Origin of the sequence: Microbacterium commune (assembly GCF_014836945.1) — a bacterium.
Taxonomy (GTDB): Bacteria; Actinomycetota; Actinomycetes; order Actinomycetales; family Microbacteriaceae; genus Microbacterium; species Microbacterium commune.
Genome location: NZ_JACSPX010000001.1, coordinates 1,103,920 through 1,128,905, shown reverse-complemented (window position 1 = coordinate 1,128,905; position 24,986 = coordinate 1,103,920). Strand labels below are relative to the sequence as shown.

At 67.5% G+C, this 24,986-nt stretch carries 22 protein-coding genes; 12 read left to right on the top strand and 10 right to left on the bottom strand.

What is annotated here, in order from left to right; translation table 11 throughout:
* Nucleotides 1–104: 104 nt before the first annotated feature.
* The 3 genes from H9633_RS05185 to H9633_RS05175 all read left to right on the top strand — a co-directional run bounded on the left by H9633_RS05185 (nucleotide 105) and on the right by H9633_RS05175 (nucleotide 3,971).
* The gene (locus H9633_RS05185) at nucleotides 105–1,061 is read left to right on the top strand and encodes an N-carbamoyl-D-amino-acid hydrolase (RefSeq protein ID WP_071640837.1); all 957 of its coding nucleotides are present in this window, start codon (nucleotides 105–107) and stop codon (nucleotides 1,059–1,061) included.
* Nucleotides 1,062–1,068: 7 nt separating this feature from the next.
* The gene (hydA, locus tag H9633_RS05180) at nucleotides 1,069–2,454 is read left to right on the top strand and encodes a dihydropyrimidinase (protein ID WP_071640835.1); all 1,386 of its coding nucleotides are present in this window, start codon (nucleotides 1,069–1,071) and stop codon (nucleotides 2,452–2,454) included.
* A 65-nt stretch (nucleotides 2,455–2,519) separates the two neighbouring features.
* A complete protein-coding gene (locus tag H9633_RS05175) occupies nucleotides 2,520–3,971 on the top strand; it encodes an NCS1 family nucleobase:cation symporter-1 (RefSeq protein WP_218161786.1) in 1,452 nt (483 codons plus the stop codon).
* 189 nt (nucleotides 3,972–4,160) lie between these two features.
* Here H9633_RS05175 and H9633_RS05170 read toward each other — a convergent pair whose 3' ends face one another.
* From H9633_RS05170 to H9633_RS05150, 5 genes are all read right to left on the bottom strand, one after another.
* Nucleotides 4,161–4,298 (bottom strand): hypothetical protein, encoded by a 138-nt coding sequence (locus H9633_RS05170; RefSeq protein WP_191712341.1) that lies wholly within the window; start codon nucleotides 4,296–4,298, stop codon nucleotides 4,161–4,163.
* On the bottom strand, nucleotides 4,295–6,616 hold the full coding sequence (gene purL, locus H9633_RS05165; protein ID WP_191712340.1) for a phosphoribosylformylglycinamidine synthase subunit PurL: 2,322 nt from the start codon (nucleotides 6,614–6,616) through the stop codon (nucleotides 4,295–4,297). The genes H9633_RS05170 and purL overlap by 4 nt, the downstream gene beginning before the upstream one ends.
* A gap of 72 nt (nucleotides 6,617–6,688) precedes the next feature.
* A complete protein-coding gene (locus H9633_RS05160; protein WP_071640818.1) occupies nucleotides 6,689–7,636 on the bottom strand; it encodes an FHA domain-containing protein in 948 nt (315 codons plus the stop codon).
* A 21-nt stretch (nucleotides 7,637–7,657) separates the two neighbouring features.
* Complete coding sequence (locus tag H9633_RS05155) at nucleotides 7,658–7,963, bottom strand: hypothetical protein (protein WP_071640814.1); 306 nt, start codon at nucleotides 7,961–7,963, stop codon at nucleotides 7,658–7,660.
* An 80-nt stretch (nucleotides 7,964–8,043) separates the two neighbouring features.
* On the bottom strand, nucleotides 8,044–8,529 hold the full coding sequence (locus H9633_RS05150; protein WP_191712339.1) for a pyridoxamine 5'-phosphate oxidase family protein: 486 nt from the start codon (nucleotides 8,527–8,529) through the stop codon (nucleotides 8,044–8,046).
* Between the two features lie 230 nt (nucleotides 8,530–8,759).
* Here H9633_RS05150 and H9633_RS05145 point away from each other — a divergent pair, with 230 nt between their 5' ends.
* Genes H9633_RS05145 through H9633_RS05130 form a run of 4 tightly spaced genes read left to right on the top strand, consistent with a single transcriptional unit; the run spans nucleotide 8,760 to nucleotide 12,935 of the window.
* Nucleotides 8,760–9,851, top strand: coding sequence for a hypothetical protein (locus tag H9633_RS05145; protein WP_191712338.1), 1,092 nt, complete (start codon nucleotides 8,760–8,762; stop codon nucleotides 9,849–9,851).
* A complete protein-coding gene (locus tag H9633_RS05140) occupies nucleotides 9,851–10,147 on the top strand; it encodes a hypothetical protein (RefSeq protein ID WP_191712337.1) in 297 nt (98 codons plus the stop codon). Before H9633_RS05145 ends, H9633_RS05140 begins: the two co-directional genes overlap by 1 nt.
* Complete coding sequence (locus H9633_RS05135) at nucleotides 10,144–11,616, top strand: PD-(D/E)XK nuclease family protein (RefSeq protein ID WP_191712336.1); 1,473 nt, start codon at nucleotides 10,144–10,146, stop codon at nucleotides 11,614–11,616. Before H9633_RS05140 ends, H9633_RS05135 begins: the two co-directional genes overlap by 4 nt.
* Nucleotides 11,613–12,935, top strand: a complete 1,323-nt coding sequence (locus H9633_RS05130; protein WP_191712335.1) for a hypothetical protein — start codon at nucleotides 11,613–11,615, stop codon at nucleotides 12,933–12,935. The genes H9633_RS05135 and H9633_RS05130 overlap by 4 nt, the downstream gene beginning before the upstream one ends.
* A gap of 21 nt (nucleotides 12,936–12,956) precedes the next feature.
* On the opposite strand, the gene H9633_RS05125 is transcribed toward H9633_RS05130, so the two are convergent.
* From H9633_RS05125 to H9633_RS05105, 5 genes are all read right to left on the bottom strand, one after another.
* Nucleotides 12,957–13,292 (bottom strand): DsrE family protein, encoded by a 336-nt coding sequence (locus H9633_RS05125; protein WP_191712334.1) that lies wholly within the window; start codon nucleotides 13,290–13,292, stop codon nucleotides 12,957–12,959.
* 34 nt (nucleotides 13,293–13,326) lie between these two features.
* Nucleotides 13,327–15,867, bottom strand: a complete 2,541-nt coding sequence (locus tag H9633_RS05120; RefSeq protein WP_191712333.1) for an excinuclease ABC subunit UvrA — start codon at nucleotides 15,865–15,867, stop codon at nucleotides 13,327–13,329.
* 43 nt (nucleotides 15,868–15,910) lie between these two features.
* The gene (locus H9633_RS05115) at nucleotides 15,911–16,495 is read right to left on the bottom strand and encodes a hypothetical protein (RefSeq protein WP_225211048.1); all 585 of its coding nucleotides are present in this window, start codon (nucleotides 16,493–16,495) and stop codon (nucleotides 15,911–15,913) included.
* 128 nt (nucleotides 16,496–16,623) lie between these two features.
* A complete protein-coding gene (locus H9633_RS05110) occupies nucleotides 16,624–17,991 on the bottom strand; it encodes a plasmid pRiA4b ORF-3 family protein (RefSeq protein WP_191712331.1) in 1,368 nt (455 codons plus the stop codon).
* A gap of 86 nt (nucleotides 17,992–18,077) precedes the next feature.
* Nucleotides 18,078–19,031, bottom strand: coding sequence for a sugar-binding transcriptional regulator (locus H9633_RS05105; protein WP_177243774.1), 954 nt, complete (start codon nucleotides 19,029–19,031; stop codon nucleotides 18,078–18,080).
* Between the two features lie 160 nt (nucleotides 19,032–19,191).
* Here H9633_RS05105 and H9633_RS05100 point away from each other — a divergent pair, with 160 nt between their 5' ends.
* The 5 genes from H9633_RS05100 (at nucleotide 19,192) to H9633_RS05080 (ending at nucleotide 24,956) form a co-directional block, all read left to right on the top strand.
* Nucleotides 19,192–20,556, top strand: a complete 1,365-nt coding sequence (locus H9633_RS05100) for an MFS transporter (protein ID WP_191712330.1) — start codon at nucleotides 19,192–19,194, stop codon at nucleotides 20,554–20,556.
* Nucleotides 20,553–21,983, top strand: a complete 1,431-nt coding sequence (locus H9633_RS05095) for a sulfatase family protein (RefSeq protein ID WP_191712329.1) — start codon at nucleotides 20,553–20,555, stop codon at nucleotides 21,981–21,983. The genes H9633_RS05100 and H9633_RS05095 overlap by 4 nt, the downstream gene beginning before the upstream one ends.
* On the top strand, nucleotides 21,983–23,014 hold the full coding sequence (locus H9633_RS05090; RefSeq protein WP_191712328.1) for an NAD(P)-dependent alcohol dehydrogenase: 1,032 nt from the start codon (nucleotides 21,983–21,985) through the stop codon (nucleotides 23,012–23,014). Before H9633_RS05095 ends, H9633_RS05090 begins: the two co-directional genes overlap by 1 nt.
* Nucleotides 23,011–23,931, top strand: a complete 921-nt coding sequence (locus H9633_RS05085) for a carbohydrate kinase family protein (protein WP_191712327.1) — start codon at nucleotides 23,011–23,013, stop codon at nucleotides 23,929–23,931. The genes H9633_RS05090 and H9633_RS05085 overlap by 4 nt, the downstream gene beginning before the upstream one ends.
* Before the next feature lie 113 nt (nucleotides 23,932–24,044).
* Complete coding sequence (locus H9633_RS05080; RefSeq protein ID WP_191712326.1) at nucleotides 24,045–24,956, top strand: hypothetical protein; 912 nt, start codon at nucleotides 24,045–24,047, stop codon at nucleotides 24,954–24,956.
* The last annotated feature ends 30 nt before the right edge of the window (nucleotides 24,957–24,986 follow it).

Genomic DNA, 24,986 nt, shown 5'->3' with positions numbered 1-24,986 from the left:
CAAGTTAGCTGTGGCGGTTTGTTGAATGTAACAGGAATCCACCGGCTCGGCTCTCCTAAGGTGATCGGTATCGCAGAGCAGCGAGTGAACATGAGGAGACGCGGATGTCGAAGCGGACGTTCGGCCTGGCAGTGGCACAGGTCGGTGGAATCCAACCCGAGGAGACGCGCGTCGAGGTTGTCGCAAGACTGATCTCGATGATGCGTGTGGCCCACCAGCGTGGTGCCGAGTTGGTGGTGTTCCCCGAGCTGACGCTCACGACCTTCTTCCCGCGATACTGGACCGAGTCTCTGCAAGCGTCCGACCATTACTTCGAACGTGAAATGCCCAGTGGCGAAACGGCTCCGCTGTTTGCTGCGGCTCGTGAGCTGGGCGTCGGGTTTTACCTCGGCTACGCCGAACTCACGCCGGAAGGGCGACGCTTCAACACGTCGATCCTTGTGGATGGTCAGGGCCGCATTACCGGTAAGTACCGGAAGATTCATCTGCCGGGTCACGCTGATAACCGGTCGAACTTGACGCATCAGCACCTGGAGAAGCGGTACTTCGAGGTCGGGGACCTGGGCTTCGGCGTCTTCGAATCTCAGGGCATCAAGATCGGGATGGCACTCTGCAACGACAGACGCTGGCCCGAGGTTTACCGCGCACTAAGCCTACAGGGCGCCGACCTGGTGGTGCTCGGCTATAACACGCCGCTGGATGTGCCGGGTTGGTCGGAGGAGCCGCACGCGAAGATGTCGACCCATCTGCTGTCATTGCAGGCGGGTGCGTACCAGAACTCGGTGTGGGTCGCAGCTGCGGGCAAGAGCGGTACGGAAGACGGCGTATACATGATCGGTGGGTCCGCAATCGCTGCCCCGTCAGGGGAGATCGTCGCGAAGACCATCGGCGACGAGGACGAGGTCGTCGTAACGCATATCGACCTGGGAATGGCAGAGATGTACCGAGAGAGCGTTTTCGATTTCGCGGCGCACCGGCGACCGGAGAACTATTCGATCATCGTCGACCGGGTCGGCCGGGGGGAACCCGTGCCCGTCCCCGGCTTCGACCGCGAGGCTTGAGGAGATCATGATGAACCGCACGCTCCTTCGAGCAGGGACTCTAGTCGACGGCGGGGGTCGCACGCGAGCGGATCTGCTGATGTCTGATGGGAAGATCGTCGCTATCGGTGACTTCAGCCAGATGTCGACCGAGAATGTTGAGGTCATCGACTGCACCGGTCTCATGGTGCTGCCCGGTGGGGTCGACGTGCACACCCACCTGGATGCGCCTCTCATGGGCACTACGACGGCCGATGACTTTGCCACGGGCACGGTCGCTGCCGCAGTGGGCGGTACCACGACCATCGTCGACTTCGCCATGCAGATCCCCGGGAGCACTCTGACTGACTCGCTCCAGCTGCACAGGGAGAAGGCGAAAGGAAAGGCAGCCATCGACTACGGGATGCACATGTGCATCACCGACCTGTACGACGGCGCGATCGACGAACTCACCGAGGTCAGGGCCGAGGGTGTAAGCAGTCTGAAAGTGTTCATGGCCTACCGTGGCACTCTGATGCTGCACGACGGGCAGCTCTACGATGTGCTGCGCGGTGCGAGTCGGGTCGGCAGCCAGGTATGCGTGCATGCGGAGAACGGCGACGTCATCGATCGGATCGCCGCGGACCTCGTCGCGCAGGGCAAGACCGGTCCCGGGTATCACGAGATCGCCCGGCCGCCCGCGACCGAAGTCGAAGCGGTCGAACGCGCCATTCGTATCTCGAGAATGGCTGATGCCCCACTGTACTTCGTACATCTGTCAACGGAAGGCGCCGTCGATGCGGTGGGCGAGGCCCGCATGGCAGGCTGGCCGGTCTCGGCGGAAACCTGCACGCACTACCTGACGCTGGATCGCGACATCTACGATCAGCCGGGTTTCCAACCGGCCAAGGCAGTGCTGACACCGCCGCTGCGCACGTTCGAACATCGCGAGGCGCTGTGGCGTGGACTGAACTCCGGCGTGCTCAGCGTCGTCAGCTCCGATCACTGCCCGTTCTGCTTCGAGGACAAGAAGCGACTCTCGGGCGATGATTTCCGTGCGATCCCCAATGGCGGGCCGGGAGTCGAGCACCGCATGTCGGTCGTGTACGGAAAGGGAGTCGCCACCGGCAAGCTCACGATCGAGAGGTTCGTCGAACTGACCTCGACGATTCCCGCGAAGCAGTTCGGCCTCTTTCCGCGCAAGGGCCACCTCGGCATCGGTGCCGATGCGGACGTGGTGCTGCTCGACCCCGACGGTACCACCCTGATCACGGCCGACACGCAGTACCAGAACATGGACTACACGCTCTACGAAGGCTGGTCGCTTCCCGGAAAGATCACGAAGGTCTTCGCGCGCGGGCGGCTGGTCGCCGACAAGGGGCGGTTCGTGGGGACTGCCGGCCGCGGCGAGTACCTGCATCGCGACGGCCTCTGAGCCGACCACACATCTGACGGCACCCGAGCCGTTCGCTATCCCTACCGATACTGAAGGAGACAATGATGTCCCGCACCATTACAGATTCGACGTCGACGCTCTACAACGTCGACCTCGCACCGGAGTCGGCCTCCGGCACCTGGAAGACCTGGAACCTCTTTGCCTGGTGGATGTCCGGCTGGCACAGCCTCGCTGGGTATTCTGTGGCCATCGGCCTCTTCGCCACAGGTCTCGTCGGCTGGCAGGTGATGATCGCGTTCGTCATCGGTGTGACCATCATCTACTTCGCCAATAATCTCAGTGGCGTGGCAGGACAACGTGAACGAGTCCCGTTTCCGGTGTTCGCCCGCGCAAGCTTCGGCGTACGCGGCGCAAACATCCCGGCCGTCCTTCGCGGCGTGGTTGGCGTGTTCTGGTACGGAGTACAGACATACCTCGCCTCCCAGGCCGTGATGATTTTGTTGGTCAAAGTGTTCCCGGCGACCCTTTCGCTGACAGAGACGTCCTTTCTCGGGTTGTCCGCCCTCGGATGGATCTGCTTCCTCGCACTGTCGCTCGCGCAAGCCCTCGCTCTTGCGAACGGCATGGAGACGGTGCGCAAGTTGTCGGACTTCGCGGGACCGGTGATCTGGATCGCGATGATCGCGCTCGCCGTTTGGATGCTGGCAAGAGCGGAATGGTCGATCGACTTCAATTTCCGCACAGTCGAGACCGGTGGCGGCTTTGTCGGGATGGTGGCTGCGGCGTTCATTCTCGTGGCGTATTTCGGCGGCCCCACCCTCAACTTTGCCGACTTCTCGCGCAACGCACCGACAGCTGCGATGGTACGCCGTGGCAACATGCTGGGCCTGCTCATCAACGCGACAGCTTTCGGGATTGTCTCGATCGTCATCGCTCTCGCTGCCGTCAAGGTGCACGGCTCGGCTGTGAGCGATCCGCTGGAGCTCCTCTACGACCTCGACAACGTCGCGGCCCTTCTCATCGCGCTGGTCGCGATAGCCATCGCCACCGCGGGAATCAACGTCATCTACAATTTCGTGGCGCCGGTGTACGACATCCTTCAGGTCTGGCCACGTCGGTTCACGTTCCGCTCGGCCGGCGTCGTCATCGCCGTTGTCTCGATTCTGATCACACCATGGAACTTGTTCGCCAACCCGGTCATCGTCAATCAGATGGTCGGTGGTGTCGGCGCCCTGATGGGCCCGCTATACGGGATCCTCATGGTCGACTACTACCTGCTACGCGGCAAGTCCTTGAACACACAGGCGCTCTTCGACGATTCGTCGACCGGGGCTTACTGGTACTCGAAGGGATACAACCCTCGGGCGGTAGTCGCGCTATTGGTCGCCGGAGTCGTGACAGTCTGCATGACGCTTCTTCCGCCACTGGCTGCAACAACCGCCTTTACCTGGCCGGTCGGCGTGCTGCTGGCGGGAGGGGTGTACTTCGGGATCGGCCGCACAAAGAGCACCGAGGCGGATCGGACGTCGCCACAAACGGTAGCGGGCGACGCATGACAGGGGAGTGAGATCCCCCGGGTTTCTATGCACGGGCGCAGGGCATCTGGCCAGTCGCTCGGCGAGATGCGCGGCGTCCTCGAAATGGAGGGCGCCGCCTTCGTCGCGCATCAGCGGGAAAGGATAGCCAAAACCGGCTTGGCGAGACCTTCATGGATGCCACGGCCCACCCGGAGAACCCCGCCCGCGTCAGCCGAACAGCAGCGAGAGCACGGTCACCCCGCCGCCGCCCACGATGAGCGCGACGATGGTGACCCAGGCGACGACCCGGATGCGGTGGCTGCGGCGTTCGCCGAGATCTCCGTAGTCCTCGCTGAGCTCACTCATGCGACCGGCTCGGTGACGGTCGGGCCGAACACGGCGGGCAGCGTGCCGCGCGAGGTCTCGCGCAGCTCGTCGACCGAGACGGTGAAGACGTCCTGCACCTCGAGGGCCGGCTCGGTGTCGGTCACGCCGATGCGCAGCACCGGGTAATCGCGTCCCTCGCAAAGTCCACGGAACTTCACGTCCTCTTCGCGAGGCACGGTCACGATCACGCGGCCGGCCGACTCCGAGAAGAGCGCAGTCGCAGCATCCACCCCGTCGCGCTCCATCAGCTCGGTGAGCCAGACGCGTGCGCCGACGCCGAAGCGCATGACGCCCTCGGCGAGGGCCTGGCCGAGGCCGCCCTCCGACAGGTCGTGCGCCGACGAGATCAGCCACTCCTCGCGAGCGGCTCCGAGGAGCCCTGCGAGGCGACGCTCGCCGGCGAGATCGACCTTCGGCGGCAGACCGCCGAGGTGGTCGTGCACGACGTCGGCCCAGGCCGAGCCCGACAGCTCGGTGGAGGTCACACCGAGCAGGTAGATGTTGTCGCCGGCATCCTGCCAGCCCGACGGGATGCGACGCGAGACGTCATCGATGATGCCGAGCACGCCGACCAGCGGGGTCGGGTGGATGGGCACGTCTCCGGTCTGGTTGTAGAACGACACGTTGCCGCCGGTGACCGGGGTGCCCAGCTCGTAGCATCCGTCGGCCAGACCGTCGACGGTCTGCCCGAACTGCCACATCACCTCGGGGTTCTCGGGCGAGCCGAAGTTGAGGCAGTCGGTGATCGCCGTCGGGGTGGCGCCGGTGACGGCGACGTTGCGGTACGCCTCGGCGAGGGCGAGCTGCGCGCCCGCGTACGGGTCGAGCTGGCAGTAGCGGCCGTTGGCGTCGGTCGAGACGGCGAAGCCGAGACCCGACTCCTCGTCGACGCGCACCATGCCCGCGTCGTCGGGGAAGGCGAGCGCGGTGTTGCCGCCCACGTAGTAGTCGTACTGGTTGGTGATCCAGCTGGTGTCGGCGAGGTTCGGCGAGCCGAGCAGCTGCAGGAACTGCGTGCGCAGCGCCTCGGGCTCGTTCGATCGCGGCAGGTCTTCTGCGGCATCCGCCTGCAGCGCGTCGATCCACGTCGGGTACGCGACCGGACGGTCGTAGACGGGGCCGTCGACGGCGACGGTCGATGGGTCGACGTCGACGATGCGCTCGCCCTGCCAGTCGATGATCAGGCGGCCGTCGCCGGTGACCTCGCCGAGCACGCTGGTCTCGACCTCCCACTTGCCGACCACCTCGAGGAACGCGTCGAGCTTCTCGGGCGCGACGATGGCCATCATGCGCTCCTGCGACTCGCTCATCAGGATCTCTTCGGCGGTGAGCGACGGGTCGCGCAGCAGAACGTTGTCGAGCGAGACGTGCATGCCGCTGTTGCCGTTGGCGGCCAGCTCGCTGGTCGCGCACGAGATGCCGGCGGCACCCAGGTCCTGAATCGCCTCGACCAGCTCGAGCTGGTACAGCTCGAGGCAGCACTCGATGAGCACCTTCTCGGCGAACGGGTCGCCGACCTGCACGGCGGGTCGCTTGGTCGGGCCGGCCTCGTCGAACGAGTCGGATGCCAGGATCGACGCGCCACCGATGCCGTCCCCGCCGGTGCGGGCACCGAACAGCACGACCTTGTTGCCGACGCCGGTGGCGTTGGCGAGCTTGAGGTCTTCGTGACGCAGCACGCCGACCGCGAGGGCGTTGACGAGCGGGTTGGCCTGGTAAACGGCGTCGAAGACGGTCTCACCGCCGATGTTCGGCAGGCCGAGGCAGTTGCCGTAGAAGCTGATGCCGCTGGTGACGCCGTGCACGACGCGCGGGGTGTCGGGGTGGTCGATGGCGCCGAAGCGCAGGGCATCCATCACCGCGACCGGGCGGGCGCCCATCGAGATGATGTCGCGCACGATGCCGCCGACGCCGGTAGCGGCGCCCTGGAACGGCTCGATGAACGAGGGGTGGTTGTGCGACTCGGCCTTGAAGGTGACGGCCCATCCCTCGCCCACGTCGACGACGCCGGCGTTCTGGCCCATGCCGACCATGAGCCTTTCCCTCATCTCGTCAGAGACCTTCTGCCCGAAGCGGCGCAGGTAGTTCTTCGACGACTTGTACGAGCAATGCTCCGACCACATCACCGAGTACATCGCCAGCTCGCCCGACGTGGGGCGGCGACCGAGGATGGTCTTGATCTGCTCGTACTCCTCGGGCTTCAGCCCGAGCGCGGCGTAGGGCTGCTCCTTCTCAGGAGTCGCGATGGCGTTCTCGACCGAGTCGGGAACATGCTGACGAGAGGCAGGAGTGGTCACGCGGGCTCCAGAAGAAGAGGGAGGCGGGGCGCGTCCAGTCTACCGGCGCGTCCCGTCGCCCTCCGCCGTGGGTCACTCGACGGCTACGACGCCCTCGCCGCCGGACTGCTCCGGGTCGGCGCCGGGCTCGGTGCGCACCGGCTGCCCCGCGGCCGAGCCGCGATCGCGCATCAGCTGCTCGCGCGGTGGTTGCGGTCGCTGGTAGGCGTACTCGCCGCCCTGGCGTCCGCCGTAGGGGCGACCGTGGTCGGCGTACTCCTCGCGGAAGAACGCCAGCCGCCACCGGCCCATCGTGATCAGCGCGCCGGTGCGCAGGATGCGTCCCTGCTCCTCATCGCCGATGCGCTCCCGATACGCGCCGCCGCCGACCGCACCCTTGGCGTACAGCACGTACTCGTCGCCCTGCTCGTGACGGATCTCGGCGTGCACCGTTTCGAGGCCGGGCAGCACGAGGTCGCAACTCGGCGATGAGCCGATGGTGACCCGGTCGCCGGTGAGGTCGAAGACCTTGGGTGCCACGCCGTCCCACTGCTCGGCATCCACAGTGAAGATCAATCGGGGATGCCCGGCACCCCACGCGTAGTGAGTGGTGGTGATGCGTCGCGGTCGGTTGCGCTGGAAGGTGGGTGCCAGGGGCAGCAGCACCTGAGCGACGTTCGGGATGGGCGGCAGCGCGCGGGTGGACTGGATGCGGCGCACACTGTTCAGCGCGCTCAGCGAGCCGAGTCGCATGTGCGATGAGCCGGTGACGAGACGCGCGAGCATGCTGCGTCGCACGTCGCCCACCTCGATCAGTGGCCCCTGGGGGCCCTCGATGCGCACGGTGAGCCCCTGCGCGGCGAGCTGCTTGGCGAGGGCGTCGACCTCGTGCAGCTGGGCGCGGTGCACGCTCGGAAGACGCTCGGGGTCACTGACGAAGACGTTCACGCGCTTGCCCTGCGCGGTGACCTTCACCGAGAAGGGCGGTTCGTCATCGGTTCCGAGCAGGGCGACCGTGAGGTCGGCGTCGACGGTGATCATGGCCCGTGCCCCACGGAGGCTTCAGCCCGCGGAGGGGCCGGAATCCCGGTCGGTGTACGTGCCGGTGTCGGAGGTGAGGGTGTTGTCGCTCGTCGTCACCCGAAGCGTGCCGTTGATCTTCCAGGTCGCGCGCGGGGCGTCGGGGCCGATGTCGCGCGGCACCTCGACGGTCATGTCGTCGAACGCGTAGTTGACGACGGCGCCGCGACCCGTCAGGAACGACCACATCTCGCGGCCGAGGTCGGTCCAGTCGCCGATCGAGCGGCCCTCGGGCCCGCTGCTCGATCCGAACAGGTCGGAGGAGGAAGAGGAAGTGCTGTCGCTCATGGTCGGCTCCTTTGCCGGTGTCGGTGATCAGACACTAGTCCTGGCCACCGACACCGGCAAGAGCCGAAGTCGGACCGAGGTCAGAGCTCGACTTTGCCGCTTTCGCCGCCGTCGTACTGCTCTCCCGTGAGCTTCGACTTCACGAAGCTGAACACCGTCGCGATTCGCCCACCCGGGGTGTCCCAGTACTCGGCCGACTCCGCCGTGAAGCGCACAAGACCCACGTCGGGGTCGTCGGATCCGTCAGGGAACCAGGCTTCGACCATCGGGTTCCACAGCTCGTCGATCTTCGAGCGGTCGTCGACCAGCCATGCCGTGCCGGAGAGCGAGACCCACGCGTCGTTCGAGCTCATCGAGACGTTCACGTCTGCATCGGCGGCGAGCTCTGCCGCGGGTGACGAGCTCTTCGAGATCAGGAACCACAGATCGCCGTCGAACTCCGCCTCCTGCACGGTGAACGGTCGAGACACGAGCTTGCCGTCGGCCTTGCGGGTCGTGAACATCGCGAAGCGGAAGTCCTTGATCAGCTCGGCGACCTTCTTGCGGTCATCGGTGGTATCGGTCATCGCCTGCCCCTTCCTGCCGCCCGCCGGTCGCGGGTGGCGTGTGGTCTCACGATGCCTTCGTCGGGTCGCGGGATCGAGGGGGTTGTGGTGCCGCGCGGGCTGGGTTACGCCGTCGGGTCAGAGACGGATGCGTGCCCGGTCGCCGACCGCTCGTCTGAAAACGCGAACTCCGTACGATCCCGGACGGCAGTTCGCTCATTCCGGACGCCCGAGTTTCCCAGACTGGGATCGTGTTCCCGACTTCACTTCACGCGCACCTCGTGCGTCCCCGAACGCGGCACGGCTGTGCCCTGACACCGGACGACTTCGTGTTCTTCCGCGCTGACGGACGGATCGGCTGGCGAGCCGCATCCAAAGTCGCCGGCGCCCAGCACATCCAATACGAGATCTGGGATACGAACGCGCATACGCGAAGCGCGCCGTGCACGACTGCGATGCATGGCAGCATCCGCGTCGATGGCGAGGAGAACGCCCTTCCCCACCCCTACCGAAGGTCCTTGAGACGAAAAGCCGCTCTGCAGGACTGGTACGACGCGATCCTGTTCGAAGAGGCACAGCGAGAGGCGAGCGCACGCAGTGCCCGGCGCTGGGGACAGGATGAGATCTCCAGCATGATCAAGCGCTCGTCCATGGGGATCTCGGCGTACGGCGCCCGCGAGGTCGCCGTCGACTCCTTCCCGACCGTGTCCGCCCTGCAAGCCTGGATCGATGAGGCGCTCTCGGGCACTCGGGTGCGTTTGATCGCGCTCTTGCTCGCGGACTACCCCTATTTTCGCGGCGAGATGCGGGATGGGCAGCTGTTGCAGAAGATGGACGGCGACGAAGCGGTCGCATATCTTCCGATCGTGGTCGCGACCAATCAGGATTCAGCGGTCGCGCTCGCTGAACGGGAGGGGAACCTGCCCCCTCGACCCTCGGCGACTGTCCGGATGTCGGGCGGCACGCGTGTCCGCTGGTCGGCCGACGCGGTGCTGTCGTGGTCTGCGGTGGCCCGCAACAGCACCCTGAGTCGCGACGGCGATGCACGCCCTGCGGCAGGCGACTGGATTCTGCTCGGGGTCGAAGGAACCGACATCGCTCTGCCGGTGCCGTGGGGCAGTTCGAATCTGCTCATCGAGACCGACGACGACGGGGCGCTGGTCGAGATCTCAGTACCGTCGACTGCGAGGCGCGAGCAGCACCATCGCCGCCGCGCAGAGTTCGAAGACAGGTGGGGGCGATGGCTCGACGAAGAGCAGAACCTCACGCGGGAAGAGCTCGAGGCCGGCATCCGGCGCGCCGAAGACGGACTGCGTGCCGTGCTCGCGATCGAGGAGGGCTGATGGCCACGAGGTCAAGCGTGGAAGACGACGTCATCGACATCGACATCGACGACAGCGACGGTGAGGACCGTCCACGCGGGTGCGCATGGGATGAGAGCGTCTGCACCACCGCGCCGGAGTACCGCATCGGGCGGGGCAGCCACGTCGGAGAAGACGACGAGCCGCTCGAGCCCGAGGTTCAGGTCTACTGCGGACGCCACTACGCGCTGGAACTCGCGCGACTCACCGAGGTGCATCTGCACGACTGCGCTGCGCCCGCTTCTCATCATGTTTCGCACTACGGGAGGGTTGCATGAGCAGCTTCAATCAGGATGACACCGTCATCGCACGGGTACTCGCAGATCTCATCACCGGCGACAGCAGTCGTCTGGTCGGCGAGATCCTGCGTCCGGTGCCCAATTTCTGGGACATCGTCGACTACGGCGCGAGCGCGGGTGAGACCCGGTACAGCAAGATGGTGGGCTGGCTGCTCGACCCGCAGGAGGACCACGGACTGGGCACGTTCTTCGCCTCCCGCTTCGTGCAGACGGCCCTCGGCGAGGGTGCGCCGGAGATCTCCGAGCGCGCCCGCGTGCACCCGAGGGAGTGGCGCAACATCGACGTCCTCCTCGTCGACTACGACGAGGAGGGGATGCCGGTGCGCACCCTGGTGATCGAGAACAAGACCGACACGAGCGAGCACACCCGCAGCGGACTGCTGACAGCGCAGACCACCTGGTACAACTGGGTCATCCGCGGTGATTTCGAGAGCATGGAGCAGTCGGTGGCATCAGCGGACCTCGAGCCGGCGCAGGCTGCTCGCCTGCGCAAGCAGATCCGCCGATGGAGGACCGACACCGGCGACTACCGCGGCATCGACGATGCCGGCCGCCACTTCGTCTACCTCACGCCCCGTCAGGACGAGCACGCAGAGGATCCGGAGTTCCGCACCGTCACCTACGAGCAGCTCGAGGGGCTGCTCGATGAGGTGATCCAGCTGCTCACCGATCGGGGTGACGCAGACGCGGCGAAGATCGTGCTCGACTTCCGCCGCACGATCCACCGCCGATTCGACAGAAGGCTCGGCGAGCAGATCACGCACGCCTTCGAGGAGTACCCCGATCTCGGCGCGGAGCTCGCTTCGGTGGCCCAGCAGATGGGTGTGGTCAACGCCGAGGACACGCGCGCCGGTGACAAGCAGTACTTCAAGGCCGCCCGCACGAAGAAGATCGACCCTGAAGAGCTGCGTGCGCACCTCGATCAAGAGCTCGGACGCCGGATCACGGAGATCGAACTGCGACGCCTCGTCGCCCACGTCTGGCAGAGCCGGCCGAGCTCCTTCGCGAACGACACGTCGAAGTTCCACTGGGGTGACAAGCGCAACGGCAGGTTCTCGAAGACGGAGATGCTGCAGAAGATCGCGCAGGCTTTCGTCGTCGAGCACAGGATCACATCGATCGACGAGTTCGAGGAGAAGTTCGGTGCGGTCGTCGGCACCGTGATCCTCCCCGATCCCGCCAATCCGTACGACGGCACGGCGCTGCTGTACGACCCGGACCATCACCCCTATAGCCCGTCCGACGAGAGGCGCCATAAGGCCAAGGAGATCGACATGCGCGACCGCATCGGAGCCATCACCTTCGACGACGGCAAGCGATACCGCGTGCACTGGAACCTCGGGCATCGGCGTCCGGGCCGGGTCGGTGTGATCGCTCACCTGCCTGTCATCCGTCACTTCCAGCAGACGGGCGATCCCCAGGTCTACCCGATCGAGGACGCCTCGTGAGGGGGCGTTCGGTCGACGGGGGCTCGGCCTGGTGGCGTCGCCCGTGGTTCTGGGGGCTGGTGGTGCTGCTGCCTCCCGTCGCGGCGATGCTGGTCTGGTCGCTGGTCGTGCTGGTGTGGATCGGCCTGCACACTCTCGCCGGTCTGCCGCTGCCCCCGGCCATCGAGGAAACCGTTCCCCTCGGCGCCGTCGGCGACACCTTCGGAGGTCTGCTCGGCCCCATACTCAACACCCTCGTGCTGGTCGTGACCATCTCAGTGGCGCTCGGGCAGCGACGGCATGTCGTCGCCGAGCGGGAGGCGAACGTCGAGGTCGCGGATCGCGCTCGCGCTGAACAGGTGACTGCCTGGGTCGCGGAAACCGCTCACTCCGATCAGCAGGGGAGCTATCTGGGCGTGGTGGTCATCAACAACGGTTCGACATTGGTGCGCGATGTCGACCTGGTGGTCACCGTGAAAAATGGCGAATCCCCTCTCGAACTGCGCAATCGAGAAGCGGTCATCCCTCCCGGCACATGGTTTCTGCCCATCAACCGCGCTCATGCCGAGGACCGCGGCGAGGCCATGTCACCGACGCCCGGGTCGGAACCGAGCAGCGATTGGGCCGCAGCAGTGGCCGTCGACACGAGCGGCCACCTGCGGGTCGATCTGCCGGATGACGACCGGCCGCGGGCGCCGCTGACCTCGCACGTGCTCGGCGTGCATCTGCCGATCACGGTGGACGGTCAGAAGCGTCCCTACTACGAGGTTCAGCTGCTGCGCTTCACTCTCGACGGCGCGCAGTGGTGGCGCGACGGCGGAGGCCGGCTCAGCCGCAGCATCCCGCCGGCCGAGGCGGCGCGGACGGCGAATTGGGAGAGCGAATTCTCGCCGCTTGCTTCGGTCCCTCGGCCTCCGTCCGAGGGACCGAAGCAGATCCACCGAAAGGACCCGGGCGTGCAGAGCTTCATCTCGCAGTTCGCGGCACGCCTGACGGGACGGAATGCGGACGACATCTCCCGGAACGTCCGCTACGCGACCGCGGAGCCGCTCCGCGGAGTGGGGATCGGGGCGCTGCGGATCAGCCGTGCAGGCCAGGGCATCGCGTTCTACGAGAGCGATTCGCCCGACGCACCGACAGTGCTGTGGCTCTCAGGCAACACGAATCGGATGCCGGCCGTCATCGACTTCGTGGAGGAGTGGAGAGAGCGCGCCGAGCGTCAGTCGGTCGGTCCGCTGATCTCGGAGCTCGTCGACTACAAGGACCCGATCGAGATGGCCGACCAGTTCGTCGCTCGTCTGCCGAGTCATCTCGCTGAGGTGGTGCCCGCCTCCGCGTGACCGCGCCGGGCCGGTGGCGGCTCAGAGCCGGATGTACGCCGCGCCCTCGAACTGGGCGTCGGTCAGGGCGACGATCGCGGCGGCGACGGTGCGGATGCCGGGCTGCAGGTCGTCTTCGGTGATCTCGTGTGCGCGCATGCCGCCCTCGCACGCCTCGATCGCGGCGCCTTCAGGCAGGCTGTCGATCGCGAGGGCGTCGGCGCCGCGCGTGACGCCGGTGATCGCCGGCCCGTTGACGATGATCCGGATGCGGTGCTCGGGCCGGCCCTTGTGCAGGATGCGCGCCGAGTTGATCGAACGCGCGACGTCAGCGGGGTCGGCGGTGACGTGGATGACGACGGTGCGGGATTCGGCCATACCGGCATCCTGCCACCGGATGCCGGGCGTGGGCTCAGCGCGCGAGCGCGGCCGCAAGATAGGGAGCCGTGCGACTCCCGGACGCTGCGGCGACGGCATCCGGGGTTCCGGTCGCGACGATCCGCCCGCCCGCGTCGCCGCCGGACGGCCCGAGGTCGACGACCCAGTCGGCGTCGGCGACGACGTTCATGTCGTGTTCGACCACGACCACCGTGTCGCCCGCGTCGACGAGGGCGTGCAGCTGCGCGAGCAGCAGGCGCACGTCGGCGGGGTGCAGTCCGGTCGTCGGCTCGTCGAGCAGGTATAGGGTGCGTCCGCGGCGCACCCGCTGCAGCTCGGTGGCGAGCTTGATGCGCTGCGCCTCGCCGCCCGACAGCTCGGTGGCAGGCTGGCCGAGGCGCAGGTATCCGAGACCGACGTCGAGCAGCGCGCGCAGGCTGCGCGCCGCCGCGGGGATCTCAGCGAGCACCTCGGATGCCTGCGCGACCGTGAGGGCGAGCACGTCGGCGATGGAGTGCCCGTGCCAGCGCACCTCGAGTGTCTCGTCGTTGTACCGGGCGCCGTGGCAGGTGGGGCAGCGGCCGTAGCTGCCGGGCAGGAACAGCAGCTCGACGGCGACGAATCCCTCGCCCTGGCAGGTCTCGCAGCGTCCGCCGGGCACGTTGAACGAGAACCGACCGGCCGAGTACCCGCGTTCGCGGGCGAGGTCGGTGCGCGCGAACGCCGTGCGCACCGCGTCGAACAGCCCGGTGTAGGTGGCGAGGTTCGAGCGCGGCGTGCGGCCGATGGGCTTCTGGTCGACCCGCACGAGCCGGTCGACGAGCTCGAGCCCGTCGGTCGATCGCACGGTGAGCACGTCGATGTCGGACGGTGCGGTCGCCTCGGCGATCCCCGGTTCATCGGAGTCGGTCTCGTCTTCTGTGGGGTCGGCGGCCTCGGCATCCGGATGCAGGTGATCGCGCACCACCTCGTGCAGCACCCGGCTGACGAGGGTCGACTTGCCCGAGCCCGAGACGCCGGTCACGGCGACGAGCGTCTGCAGCGGGACGGCGACGTCGACGTCGTCGAGGTTGTGCAGCCGGATGCCGTCGACCCGCAGCCACCCGGCCGCGTCGCGGCGCTCGCGCGGGGCTGCGTGCTCGCCCTGCGCGGAGGGGAAGAGGAAGGGGCGGGTGAGGCTGGCATCCACCTTCTCGAGACCGTCGACGGGGCCGCTGTAGAGCACCTCGCCGCCGCCCTCACCGGCGGCGGGGCCGACGTCGACGATCCAGTCAGCGCGGCGGACGACGTCCATGTTGTGCTCGACGACGAACACCGAGTTGCCCGAGCGTTTGAGCTGCTCGAGCACCTCGAGCAGCGGCTCGGCGTCGGCGGGGTGCAGGCCTGCCGAGGGCTCGTCGAGCACGTAGACGACGCCGAACAGTCCCGACCGCAGCTGGGTGGCCAGGCGCAGGCGCTGCATCTCGCCGGGCGAGAGGGTGGTGGTCACCCGGCCGAGGCCGAGGTAGCCGAGGCCCAGGTCGCAGAGCACCCCGATGCGGGCGCGAAGGTCGACGGCGATCGCGACGGCCACCTCGGTGCGCTCGCCGCTGGCCGCGGTGGGCAGCGCCGCGCCGGGGTCGGTGATCTCGGTGGTGGGGCGCAGCACCTCGGCCAGCTCGGTCATCGGCAGGGCGTTCAGCTCGGCGATCGAGCGCCCCGCGAAGGTCACCGCGAGCGCTTCACGGCGCAGGCCGGTGCCGTGGCACAGCGGGCACGGGCCGGAGCGCATGAAGCGCAGCACCTTGGCGCGCATCATCGCGCTCTGCGAGTCGGCGAGGGTGTGGAAGACGTACTTCTTCGCGCTCCAGAAGCGGCCGTTGTAGGGCTTCTCGATGCGGTCGCGTTGCGGGATGATCTGCACGACCGGCTGCTCATCGGTGAACAGCAGCCAGTCGCGGTCAGCGCGCGGCAGGTCGCGCCAGGGGCGGTCGACGTCGTAGCCGAGCGTGATGGCGATGTCGCGCAGATTCTTGCCCTGCCAGGCGCCCGGCCAGGCGGCGATCGCGCCGTCGCGGATGCTGAGCGACGGGTCGGGCACGAGCGAATCCTCGGTGACGTCGTGCACGACGCCCACGCCGTGGCAGCGCGGGCAGGCGCCGGCGGCCGTGTTGGGCGAGAAGGCGTCGGAGTCGAGGCGCTCGGTGACGCCTTCAGGGTAGGTTCCGGCGCGCGAGAGCAGCATGCGCAGCGAGTTCGACAGCGTGGTGACCGTGCCGACGCTGGAGCGCGAGCTGGGTGCGCCGCGCCGCTGCTGCAGCGCGACCGCGGGCGGCAGTCCGGTGATCGAGTCGACGTGCGGGTCGTGGCCCTGCTGGATCAGCCGCCGCGCGTACGGGGCGACGGATTCGAGGTAGCGGCGCTGTGCCTCGGTGAAGATCGTACCGAACGCGAGCGACGACTTGCCCGAGCCCGAGACGCCGGTGAAGGCGACGATGCGGTCGCGCGGCATGTCGACGTCGACGCCGCGGAGATTGTTCTCGTGGGCGCCGCGGACGCGGACGAACGGATCGGCGGCCGGTGACGTGTCGAGCATCCGGACGAGTCTAGTGACCGGGGATCAGCGCGGCGTTGAGCCGTCAGAACGGGATGGTCAACGAGCCGTCGGCCGCGCGGACGATGACCTTCTTGTCGATCAGTCGATCGATGACGGCGGGAGCGTCAATGGGCTGGGAGCCATCTTCCATCGGCCCGTCGCGGTCAGGGTCGTACCGGTATGCCGCTTCCAGACGCGCACGAGGCACGGGCCCGCCGAGTTCCCGCGACAGTCGCACGAGCGTGCCCGCGACATCCCCTTCGTCCGGCGCCATGCGCGTGAACTTCTGCAGGACGCCGCGCAACTGTCCGACCGCGGCAGCCAGAGGCAGAAATGCCTGACCGGTCAAGATCGATGCGAGGCCGACCAGCAGCTGCCAGAGCGCGTCCTTGCGGAGTTCGGTGGTGTTGATGTGCCACCGCTCGTCGGGCGTGACCATCTCCAAGACAGGGGAATCGCCGCGCCAGTATGAGTGCAGAGGGGCCGGTTCTACGATGATGCCCTCGATGGGCAGCGCACGGGCTTCGGCGAACAGCGCCTTGACGTCTTCGGGCGTGAGTCGGCTCGCGAGGTCGGGCTCGATGAGCGTGAGCGCTGCCGGGAGATCTCGTTTCGAGAAGCTGGTCACGAGCGACACTGTAGCGACGATCCCCGCCGTCAGGTACGGCCACGGCAGAATCACGCGCGCCTGAGTGCTGCAGGTGAGGGGGGAAGCGCGTGGGTGGCGAGATCAGGCTTCGCGCCGGCCGATGGCCCTCACCGCAGCGCCGCGCGCGCGAACAGTCGCAGATCGTCGTCGGCGCTCGCCGGATGCCGGCGCAGCGAGTCGCCGATCAGATCGAGCACCCGTTGCGGGTGGAAGGTGACGTGCGCGATGTCGCGCTCGGTGAACGCGCGGCGGGTGGATGACTGCCAGCCGCACACCTCGAGCCCGAACGCGATGGCGTGCCAGCGCTCGCCGGGCGGTGTGCCGTCGGCGACGGCGAGCAACAGCAGGGTGGCAGCATCGGACTCGGCATCGCTGAGCTTGCGGTACAGGCCACGGGCGATCAGCTGCAGCTGGGCACGAGCGTCGCCGAGCGCCTTCTTCGCCGCGGCGCTGAGCAGCAGGCGCCCCTTCTGCACCCGCATCAGCCCCAGGCGCTGGGCGGCGTCCCGCAGCTCGGCGATCGGCGGCGTGAGGTCTTCGCGGTTGCCCGCACCGATCCAGTCGTCGAGCAGGCCCAGCTCGGTCATCCCGGCGAGGACGGTGGCTGGTGGCATCCATCCCGCGGCGGTGAGCGCGAGGCCGTCGGCGCCGACGGTATCCATCAGCCAGGCGAAGGGGCGCACGATGCGCGCTGCGGTCTCGTCGTCGAGCTCGAGTGGCTCGAGCACCCCGGTGAGGTGCAGGTGCTGGCGCAGCTCGGAGCGGATCGGCGGCGGCAGCTGCGCCGCCAGTTCGACGATCGGCGACTCGTCGGTGACGTCGCCCGGGCGGCGCATCTCGTCGCTCTTCACCAGACCCGACATGTCGTACGGCGAGAGGCCAGAGCCCTGCGGGTTGAACATCAGATTCAGCTCGCTCTGCACGCCGACCAGGTCGAACGCGCCGGGCGAGCGCGGGGCCCACGGGCCGACGGTCGCGCGCAGCCAGTCGGTGATCTCGCGGTGCTCCGGATGCTGCGGATCGGCCAGCGTGGCGAGCTTCTCCGCGTAGCCGTGGATACCGCCCGCGTCTTCGAACGGGCCGCGGTTCGCGCCGTCGAGCAGCACCACCGGTGCGAGCAGCGGGGCATCCGGCTGGCGGTCGACGACGTCGAGGCGGTGCACCCACCCGTCGCCGAAGTCGTACTCGTACCAGAGGGTGTCGAGGTTCGAGAGAACCTGATCGACGGTGGCCGCGTCTTCCGACAGGGCGCCGTCGTCGCTCGCGAAGTCGGGCGACTCCCAGCGCCGCCCTTTCGGGGACGGCCGGTCGGGATCGGTGTCGCTGAACGCGTGCAGGTGCGATTCGCGCCAGCCCATTATCGTCTGCAGGGCGATGTGCAGCATGCGAAGGGGCATCCGCCCGTCGACGTCGAACTCGCGCCAGATCTCGGGTTCGCTGTCGACGAGGGCGACGCGCAGGCGGTACCGGGTCATGAGGTCAGCGTAGGGAAGGGGTGCGACATCTGTGCGCTTCTCGCGCACGAGCACGGGATACCCGCCAGTCGGGCGGTGGAGGAATGTCAGTCGGCGAGGATCGCGCGGGCGAGCAGCTCGTCGGCGATGAGCACATCGATCAGCCCGGATTTGGCGGCGGCGATCGTCGCCGCGGCCCGGTGCCCACCATAAGAGGTGGCGATGATGTGCGGCACGTCGCGCAGTGAGTCGATGGTGGCGCCGATAACCCTGTCGTCGATGTCGTGGCTTACCGGTCGCCCGTCCGCGTCGAACAGGCGTCCGGAGACTTCGCCCACAGCGCCCGCCTGCCGCGCGGCATTCGCCATCTTCCGCGGGACGATCGGATACAGGGCAGACCCGGTCTCCTCCCAGGTGCCGATGGAGAGCACGGCGACGTCGAGGTTCGAGACTCGAGCGAGGCACTCCGCGATCTCGGGCTGCTGTCGCAGAGCGGCCGCCGCGTCCAGATCACCGACGAACAACGGCGCGTACATGGGATGGGCGGTGCCCTCGGCGATGCGAGCGACCTGACGGATCACCTCCACCGAACCCAGGCGATCACCTGGCAGGGTGAGCGCGCCGGCGATCTGCACCACGTCACACGGAGCGAGGCGGGTGAGGTGGTGGGTCATGGCCTCGATGGCTCGGCTCCACGTGAGTCCGATGGTTTGTCCGGCCTGGATCTCCTCTGACAGCAGCGACGCCAGCGCTCGCCCGATCCCGTCGATGGTCGGCATGTGCGTCGAGTCGTCGCTGCGTGAGATCACTGTCGCTGACTTGAGTCGTAGCCGAGCGGCCAAGCGGCGACCCAGCTCGTCGTTCTCCTCGCTGGGATCTCCCACCTCGATTCGCACGAACCCGCGCGCTCGGGCAGACGCGATCAGCCGCGCCACCTGCCAGCGGGACAGCCCGGTCTCCGCTGCGATCTGCACCTTGGAGCGATCGTCGAGATAGTAGGCGCGCGCGACGCGCAGCATCAACTCGTCATCGAAATCCGGAACGTTCGCCTGTGCTGTCACGATCCCCCTCCGTCGGCCCGGCAGATAGCCATGCCCGCTCATATGAGCGCAATACTACCGCTCAGAATTGAAATAGGTGAAGGATGCTCCTACGCTGACCACGCTGACGCTCATTCGTGAGCACAGGTACGCTCAAAAGTGAGAACCCCTGGAGGACTTCATGACCGCACCCACCCGTGGCACAGTCGCCGCTCGGGATGAGGGCAAGACCGCTCGTCGCGCCACCACCGCCGCCTTCGCCGGCGCCTTCATCGAGTGGTACGACTTCTATCTCTACGGCACGGCATCCGCACTGATCTTCCCTGCCGTCTTCTTCCCGGAGACGACGCCGGAGCTGGCTCTGATCCAGTCGTTCGCAGCCTTCGCCGTCGGGTTCCTCACCCGCCCGATCGGTGCGATCCTGTTCGGGCACTTCGGCGACAAGGTCGGCCGCAAGCCGATGCTGCTGCTGACCGTGCTGCTCATCGGCATCGGAACGTTCGGCATCGGGCTGATCCCGAGCGCCGAGCAGATCGGCGTCACGGCAGCCATCCTGCTGATCTTCCTGCGTCTGGTGCAGGGCGTCGGCATCGGGGGTGAGTTCGGCGGCGGTTCGCTGGCCGCTCTCGAGAACGCCCCGATCGGCAAGCGCGGGCTGATGGGCAGCTTCCACCAGATGGGCACGCCGGCCGGTCTGCTGGTGTCGACCGGGGTGTTCAGCCTCGTGCAGCTGCTTCCCACCGAGGCGCTCTTCGACTGGGGATGGCGCATCCCGTTCCTGCTCTCGGGCGTGCTGACCCTGTTCGCGTTCTACATCCGCCGTCACCTGCCCGAGACCAAGTCGTTCACCGACGACTCCGAGGCGACCCGCAAGATCCCGTTCTTCGCGCTCATCCGCGAGAACTGGCGTGGCCTTCTCATCGGCATCGGCGCGCGCATGACCGACGCCGTCACGTACAACATCATCAACGTCTTCGCGATCTCGTACGCCACGAACTACATGGGCCTCGACAGCAGCCACATGCTGACCGGCTTCATCATCTCGGCCGCCGTGCAGATGTGCATCCTGCCGTTCATCGGCGCACTGTCCGACCGCATCGGCCGCCGCCCGGTCTACATCGCCGGCATCATCATCTGCGGTATCGGCGGGCTGTTCTACTTCCCGGTGCTGCAGATCGACAACGTCGTGCTCACGTGGCTGATGATCATCCTTCTGCACGCCATCGGCACCGGCAGCATGTTCGCCATCCAGGGAGCCTTCTTCGCCGAGCTGTTCGGCACCCGGATGCGCTACACCGGCCTCGGCGTCGTCTACCAGGGCTCTGCGCTGCTCGGCGGTGCTCCCACCCCGGCGATTGCCCTCGGCCTCAGCCTGGCATTCGGCACCTACTGGCCGGCCGTGATCTACCTCGTGGTCATGTGCGTCGTAAGCGTGGTGTGCGTCGTTCTGGCCGGAGAGACCAGCCGTATCGACCTGAAGGATGCCGGTCGCCGGCGTGCGGTGAGCGCGCCCGAGACGGCATCCGCTCTGAAGGAGAACGCATGACCCGTCCCAATATCGTGCTGATCATGACCGATCAGCAGCGGTTCGATTCGATCGCCGCCCTCGGTCATGATCACGCCGTCACCCCGCACCTCGACCGCCTCGTTACCGAAGGCGCCGCGTTCACGAACACCTACGTGGCCAGCCCTTCGTGTGCGCCCAGCCGGGCGAGCCTGTTCACCGGCCTTTACCCGCACAGCTCAGGCGTGCTGCGCAACGACGACCCGTGGAAGCACTCCTGGGTCGAGCTGCTCGCCGAGGCGGGCTACCGCACGACGAGCATCGGCAAGATGCACACCTACCCCTACGAGGCCCCGGTCGGCTTCAAGGAGCGCCACGTCATCGAGAACAAGGACAGGGCGCACCCAAACCTGCCCTACTTCCTCGATAATTGGGACAAGGCGTTCTGGATCCGCGGTCTGCAGAAGCCCAGTCGCGTCACCTATCGCGACCTGCCTGACTACGCCGAGCGCCTCGGCGCGTTCGAGTGGGAGCTGCCCGAAGACATGCACGCCGACAACTTCGTCGGTGGGCTGGCCGAGCACTGGCTGCGCACCTACCCGAATCACGATGAGCCGTTCTTCCTGCAGATCGGGTTTCCTGGGCCGCACCCGCCCTACGACCCGACCCCGCGGCACCTCGATCCGTTCCGCGAGAAGGACATGCCCGACGTGCCCCGTTCGCAGGAGGACCTGGACAGCCAGCCCACTCCCCTCAAAGAGCTGCGCAAGCACCACCAGGCCAACGACCACGACGCGATCGTCATGCTCGAGAACCCAACTCTCGAGCAGCTCCAGCGTCAGCGACGGCACTACTTCGCCAATGTCGCGATGATCGACGAGAAGATCGGCGATCTGATCACCGCCCTCGATGAGCGCGGTGTGCTCGACAACACCGTCATCGTGTTCACCTCCGACCACGGCGACGCGCTCGGAGACCACGGACACTCGCAGAAGTGGAACATGTACGAGGGCTCGGTGCACGTGCCCGGCATCATCTGGGGGCCGCCCTACATCCGTGGCGGCCAGGTCCACGAGGGACTCATCTCGCTGATGGACTTCGCGCCGACGATCCTCGAGCTCGCCGGCGTCACCCCGCCCGCGTGGATGGAGGCAGACTCTCTGGTGCCCGCCCTGTCGGGAGAGGAGTGGCAGGGGCGTGAGTACGTCTTCAGTGAGCATGCGCGCGACTTCATCCTCACCGAAACGGCGCTGATGACGATGGTGCGCGACGCGCGCTACAAGCTGGTCGAATTCATCGACTACGACGAGGGCCAGCTGTTCGACCTGCAGGAGGACCCCCGCGAGGAGATCAACCTCTGGAACGCTCCCGAGCACGCCGCCACCCGTGCCCGTCTTGAGAAGGCGATCTCGCGCTGGCGTGCCGAGAGCTCGATGCACACCGCGACCTGGGCGAAGGACATCCGCTGATGAACACGATCGAGTCGATTCCCGCGAGCATGCGCGTCTCGGAGCTGCTCGGCACCGACTCGCTGACCGTCACCGACCGCCCGGTGCCGTCGCCTCGCGCGGACGAGGTGCTGGTGCGGGTCACGTCGGTCGGCGTGTGCGGGTCTGACACTCACTACTTCACGCACGGCCGCATCGGCCCCTTCGTGGTCGAGCAGCCGCTCGTGCTCGGACACGAGGCGTCCGGTGTGATCGTCGCAGTGGGATCGGACGTGGATGCCGAGCGCATCGGTTCACGCGTGTCGATCGAGCCGCAGCGGCCCTGCCGGGTCTGCGAGCAGTGCAAGAAGGGCGCCTACAACCTGTGCCCGCAGATGCAGTTCTTCGCAACGCCCCCTATCGACGGGGCGTTCGCGGAGTACGTCACCATCCAGAGCGACTTCGCGCACGACGTCCCCGACAGCGTCTCGGCGCACGCGGCAGCACTCATGGAGCCGCTGGCGGTGGGTGTATGGGCATGCCAGAAGGCTCAGGTCACCATCGGCACTCGCGTGCTGGTCGCCGGCGCAGGGCCGATCGGTGTGATCACCGCCCAAGTCGCTCGTGCCATGGGGGCGAGCGAGGTCATCGTCACGGACGTCTCCGAGGAGCGTCTGGCGTTCGCGGCGAAGCACGGCGCGACGCGCACGCTGGTCGGCGGTGAGCCGATCGATGAGGTGAGCGTCGACGCGTTCATCGATGCGTCCGGTGCAGCGCCGGCGGTTCGCGCGGGGATCCCTGCCGTCGCGCCCGGAGGCCGCGTCGTGCTCGTCGGGCTCGGCGCCGACGAACTGACCCTGCCGGTGAACCTGCTGCAGAATCGCGAGCTGTGGCTGACCGGTGTGTTCCGCTACGCCAACACGTGGCCGACGGCGATCGAGCTCGTCGCCTCGGGGCGGGTGAACCTCGACTTGCTCGTCACGCACACCTTCGGACTCGATGAGGTCGAGGGCGCGCTTATGGCCGGCCGCCTTCCCGGCGCTCTGAAGGCCGTCGTCGAGCCGTGGCGGTGATTCACGATCGCTTCGCGGTGATCGGCGAATCGCTCGTCGATGTGATCGTGGACGCGTCTGGTGGGCGGACCGCGCGGGCGGGTGGCTCGCCGATGAACGTGGCGATCGGAGCTGCGCGACTGGGCCTGAACACCGCCCTCATCACCGCGTACGGAGATGACGAGCACGGCGCACTGGTGCAGCAGCACATCGAGCGCGAGGGCGTGACACTGATCAATCGCGGCGACGGCCGACGGCCCACCAATCAGGCCGCCGCGACACTCGCGGCCGACGGCAGTGCTGAGTATGGCTTCCGCATGCAGAACCAGGTGCGTGATGCTGCCGACGCCATCGTCGGCAGCGACCTCGCGCACCTGCACGTCGGATCGATCACTGCGGTGTCCGACGGGGAATGGGTGGACGTGCTCGCAGCGGTCGAGTCCAGCCGGGCCACCGCGACGATCAGTTACGACCCGAACTGCCGCCCCGATCTCGGTATCCCGGTCGCAGAGGGCCGCCGCCGCGCCGAGAAGTTCGTCGGAGTCGCTGATTTGGTGAAGGCGAGCGACGAAGACCTCGCGTGGCTGTACCCCGGGCAGACATCGGATGCCGTGGCCGCGCGCTGGATCGGTGCGGGAGCGCGTCTGGTCGTGATCACGCACGGCGAGGAAGGACCGATCGGATACGCGGAGGGCGTGCGCGTCAGCGTGCCGGCGTCGCGCACCCACGTGGCCGACACGGTCGGTGCGGGCGACTCGTTCATGGCTGCGATGCTCGCCTGGTGTGACGAGCGCGGGATGCTCGGCAGGAGCCGCCTCCCACGATTCTCTGCAGACGAGGTGCGGGGAATGCTGGAATTCGCCGCGCGCGCGTCTGCGATCACGTGTGCGCGCGTCGGCGCGAACCCACCCACCCGGGCGGAGCTCGAGAGGAACTGAGCGGCGGCTTCGTGCGTCAGCTCGCCTACCGTGAGTCGTTGCAGCACCGACTCACGACGATCGCTGTTCTGGTCGTCCCAGCGCGTGAGACTCCTGGTCGGCGAGGCGCCTACTTGACTGCCGCCATGCATCCGGATGCCGACGCCGATCCTTCTGCTGCGTCGAGACCGGTCTGGATCTCTCTGATCGTCGGCCTCGCGGCATCCGCCGTGATGCTCTTCCCGTCGTGGGTGGGCGGCGGCCGTCTGCCGCTGCAGAACCGGTGGCACGAGCGGACGCCGGCCGAGGCGATGCCGTTCTCGCTGCTGCCGCTGAGCCAGTACTACGCGCTGAGCACCTTCGTCATGCTGCTGCTCGGCGGGGTAGTCGCGGGCCTCGTCGTGCGCATGCTGCGGGCGCGCGCCTGGCCGACAGCGCTCGGCGTGCTGCTCGTGCACGTGATCGCGACGGCGCAGAGTTTCGCAGTGCTGGCCGGTGGGCTCGGCATTTCCGACGGCTCAGCCGGGTCGCGCGAAATCCTCTACTTCGGCGGGATGCTTGGCGGCGTGCTGGCCGGGATGCTGCTGGCGCAGCTCGGATGCTTGATGGCATCGCGCCCCGCGGTACCGTTGCCCGCGCTCGCCGTGGCGCTGTCGGCCGTGCCGGTGCGCAGCTGGATCGGCTTCGCGGTCGCGTCGTTCGATCCGATCAACGGCTACCCGCCCGAGGTGGGGACGGTGCTGCGCTGGGTGCCCGCGGTGATCGTCGCGGTCGCGCTGATCTGGTGCGTTGTGCGTCCGCTGTCCCGGCTGTTCGTATGGGCGGCGGGCCTGTTCTCGCTCTGGATGCTGCCGGCGGTGTTCACAGCTCTCAGCTACGCGCTCGGGATGCGGGTGCTCGACGGCGACCTGCGCGAGATGGCGCAGGCTGGCGCAGGTGTTCCCGATGGCGCTGGAGGTGGAGGTGCTGCCGGTGGGGGTGGCGCTGGTGGTTGCGCTGGTGGGGACTGTGGTGCGCTGGAAGACCACTGCCTCCCCGGTCGTTGAGCGAGCGCAGCGAGTCGAATGTCGTAACCC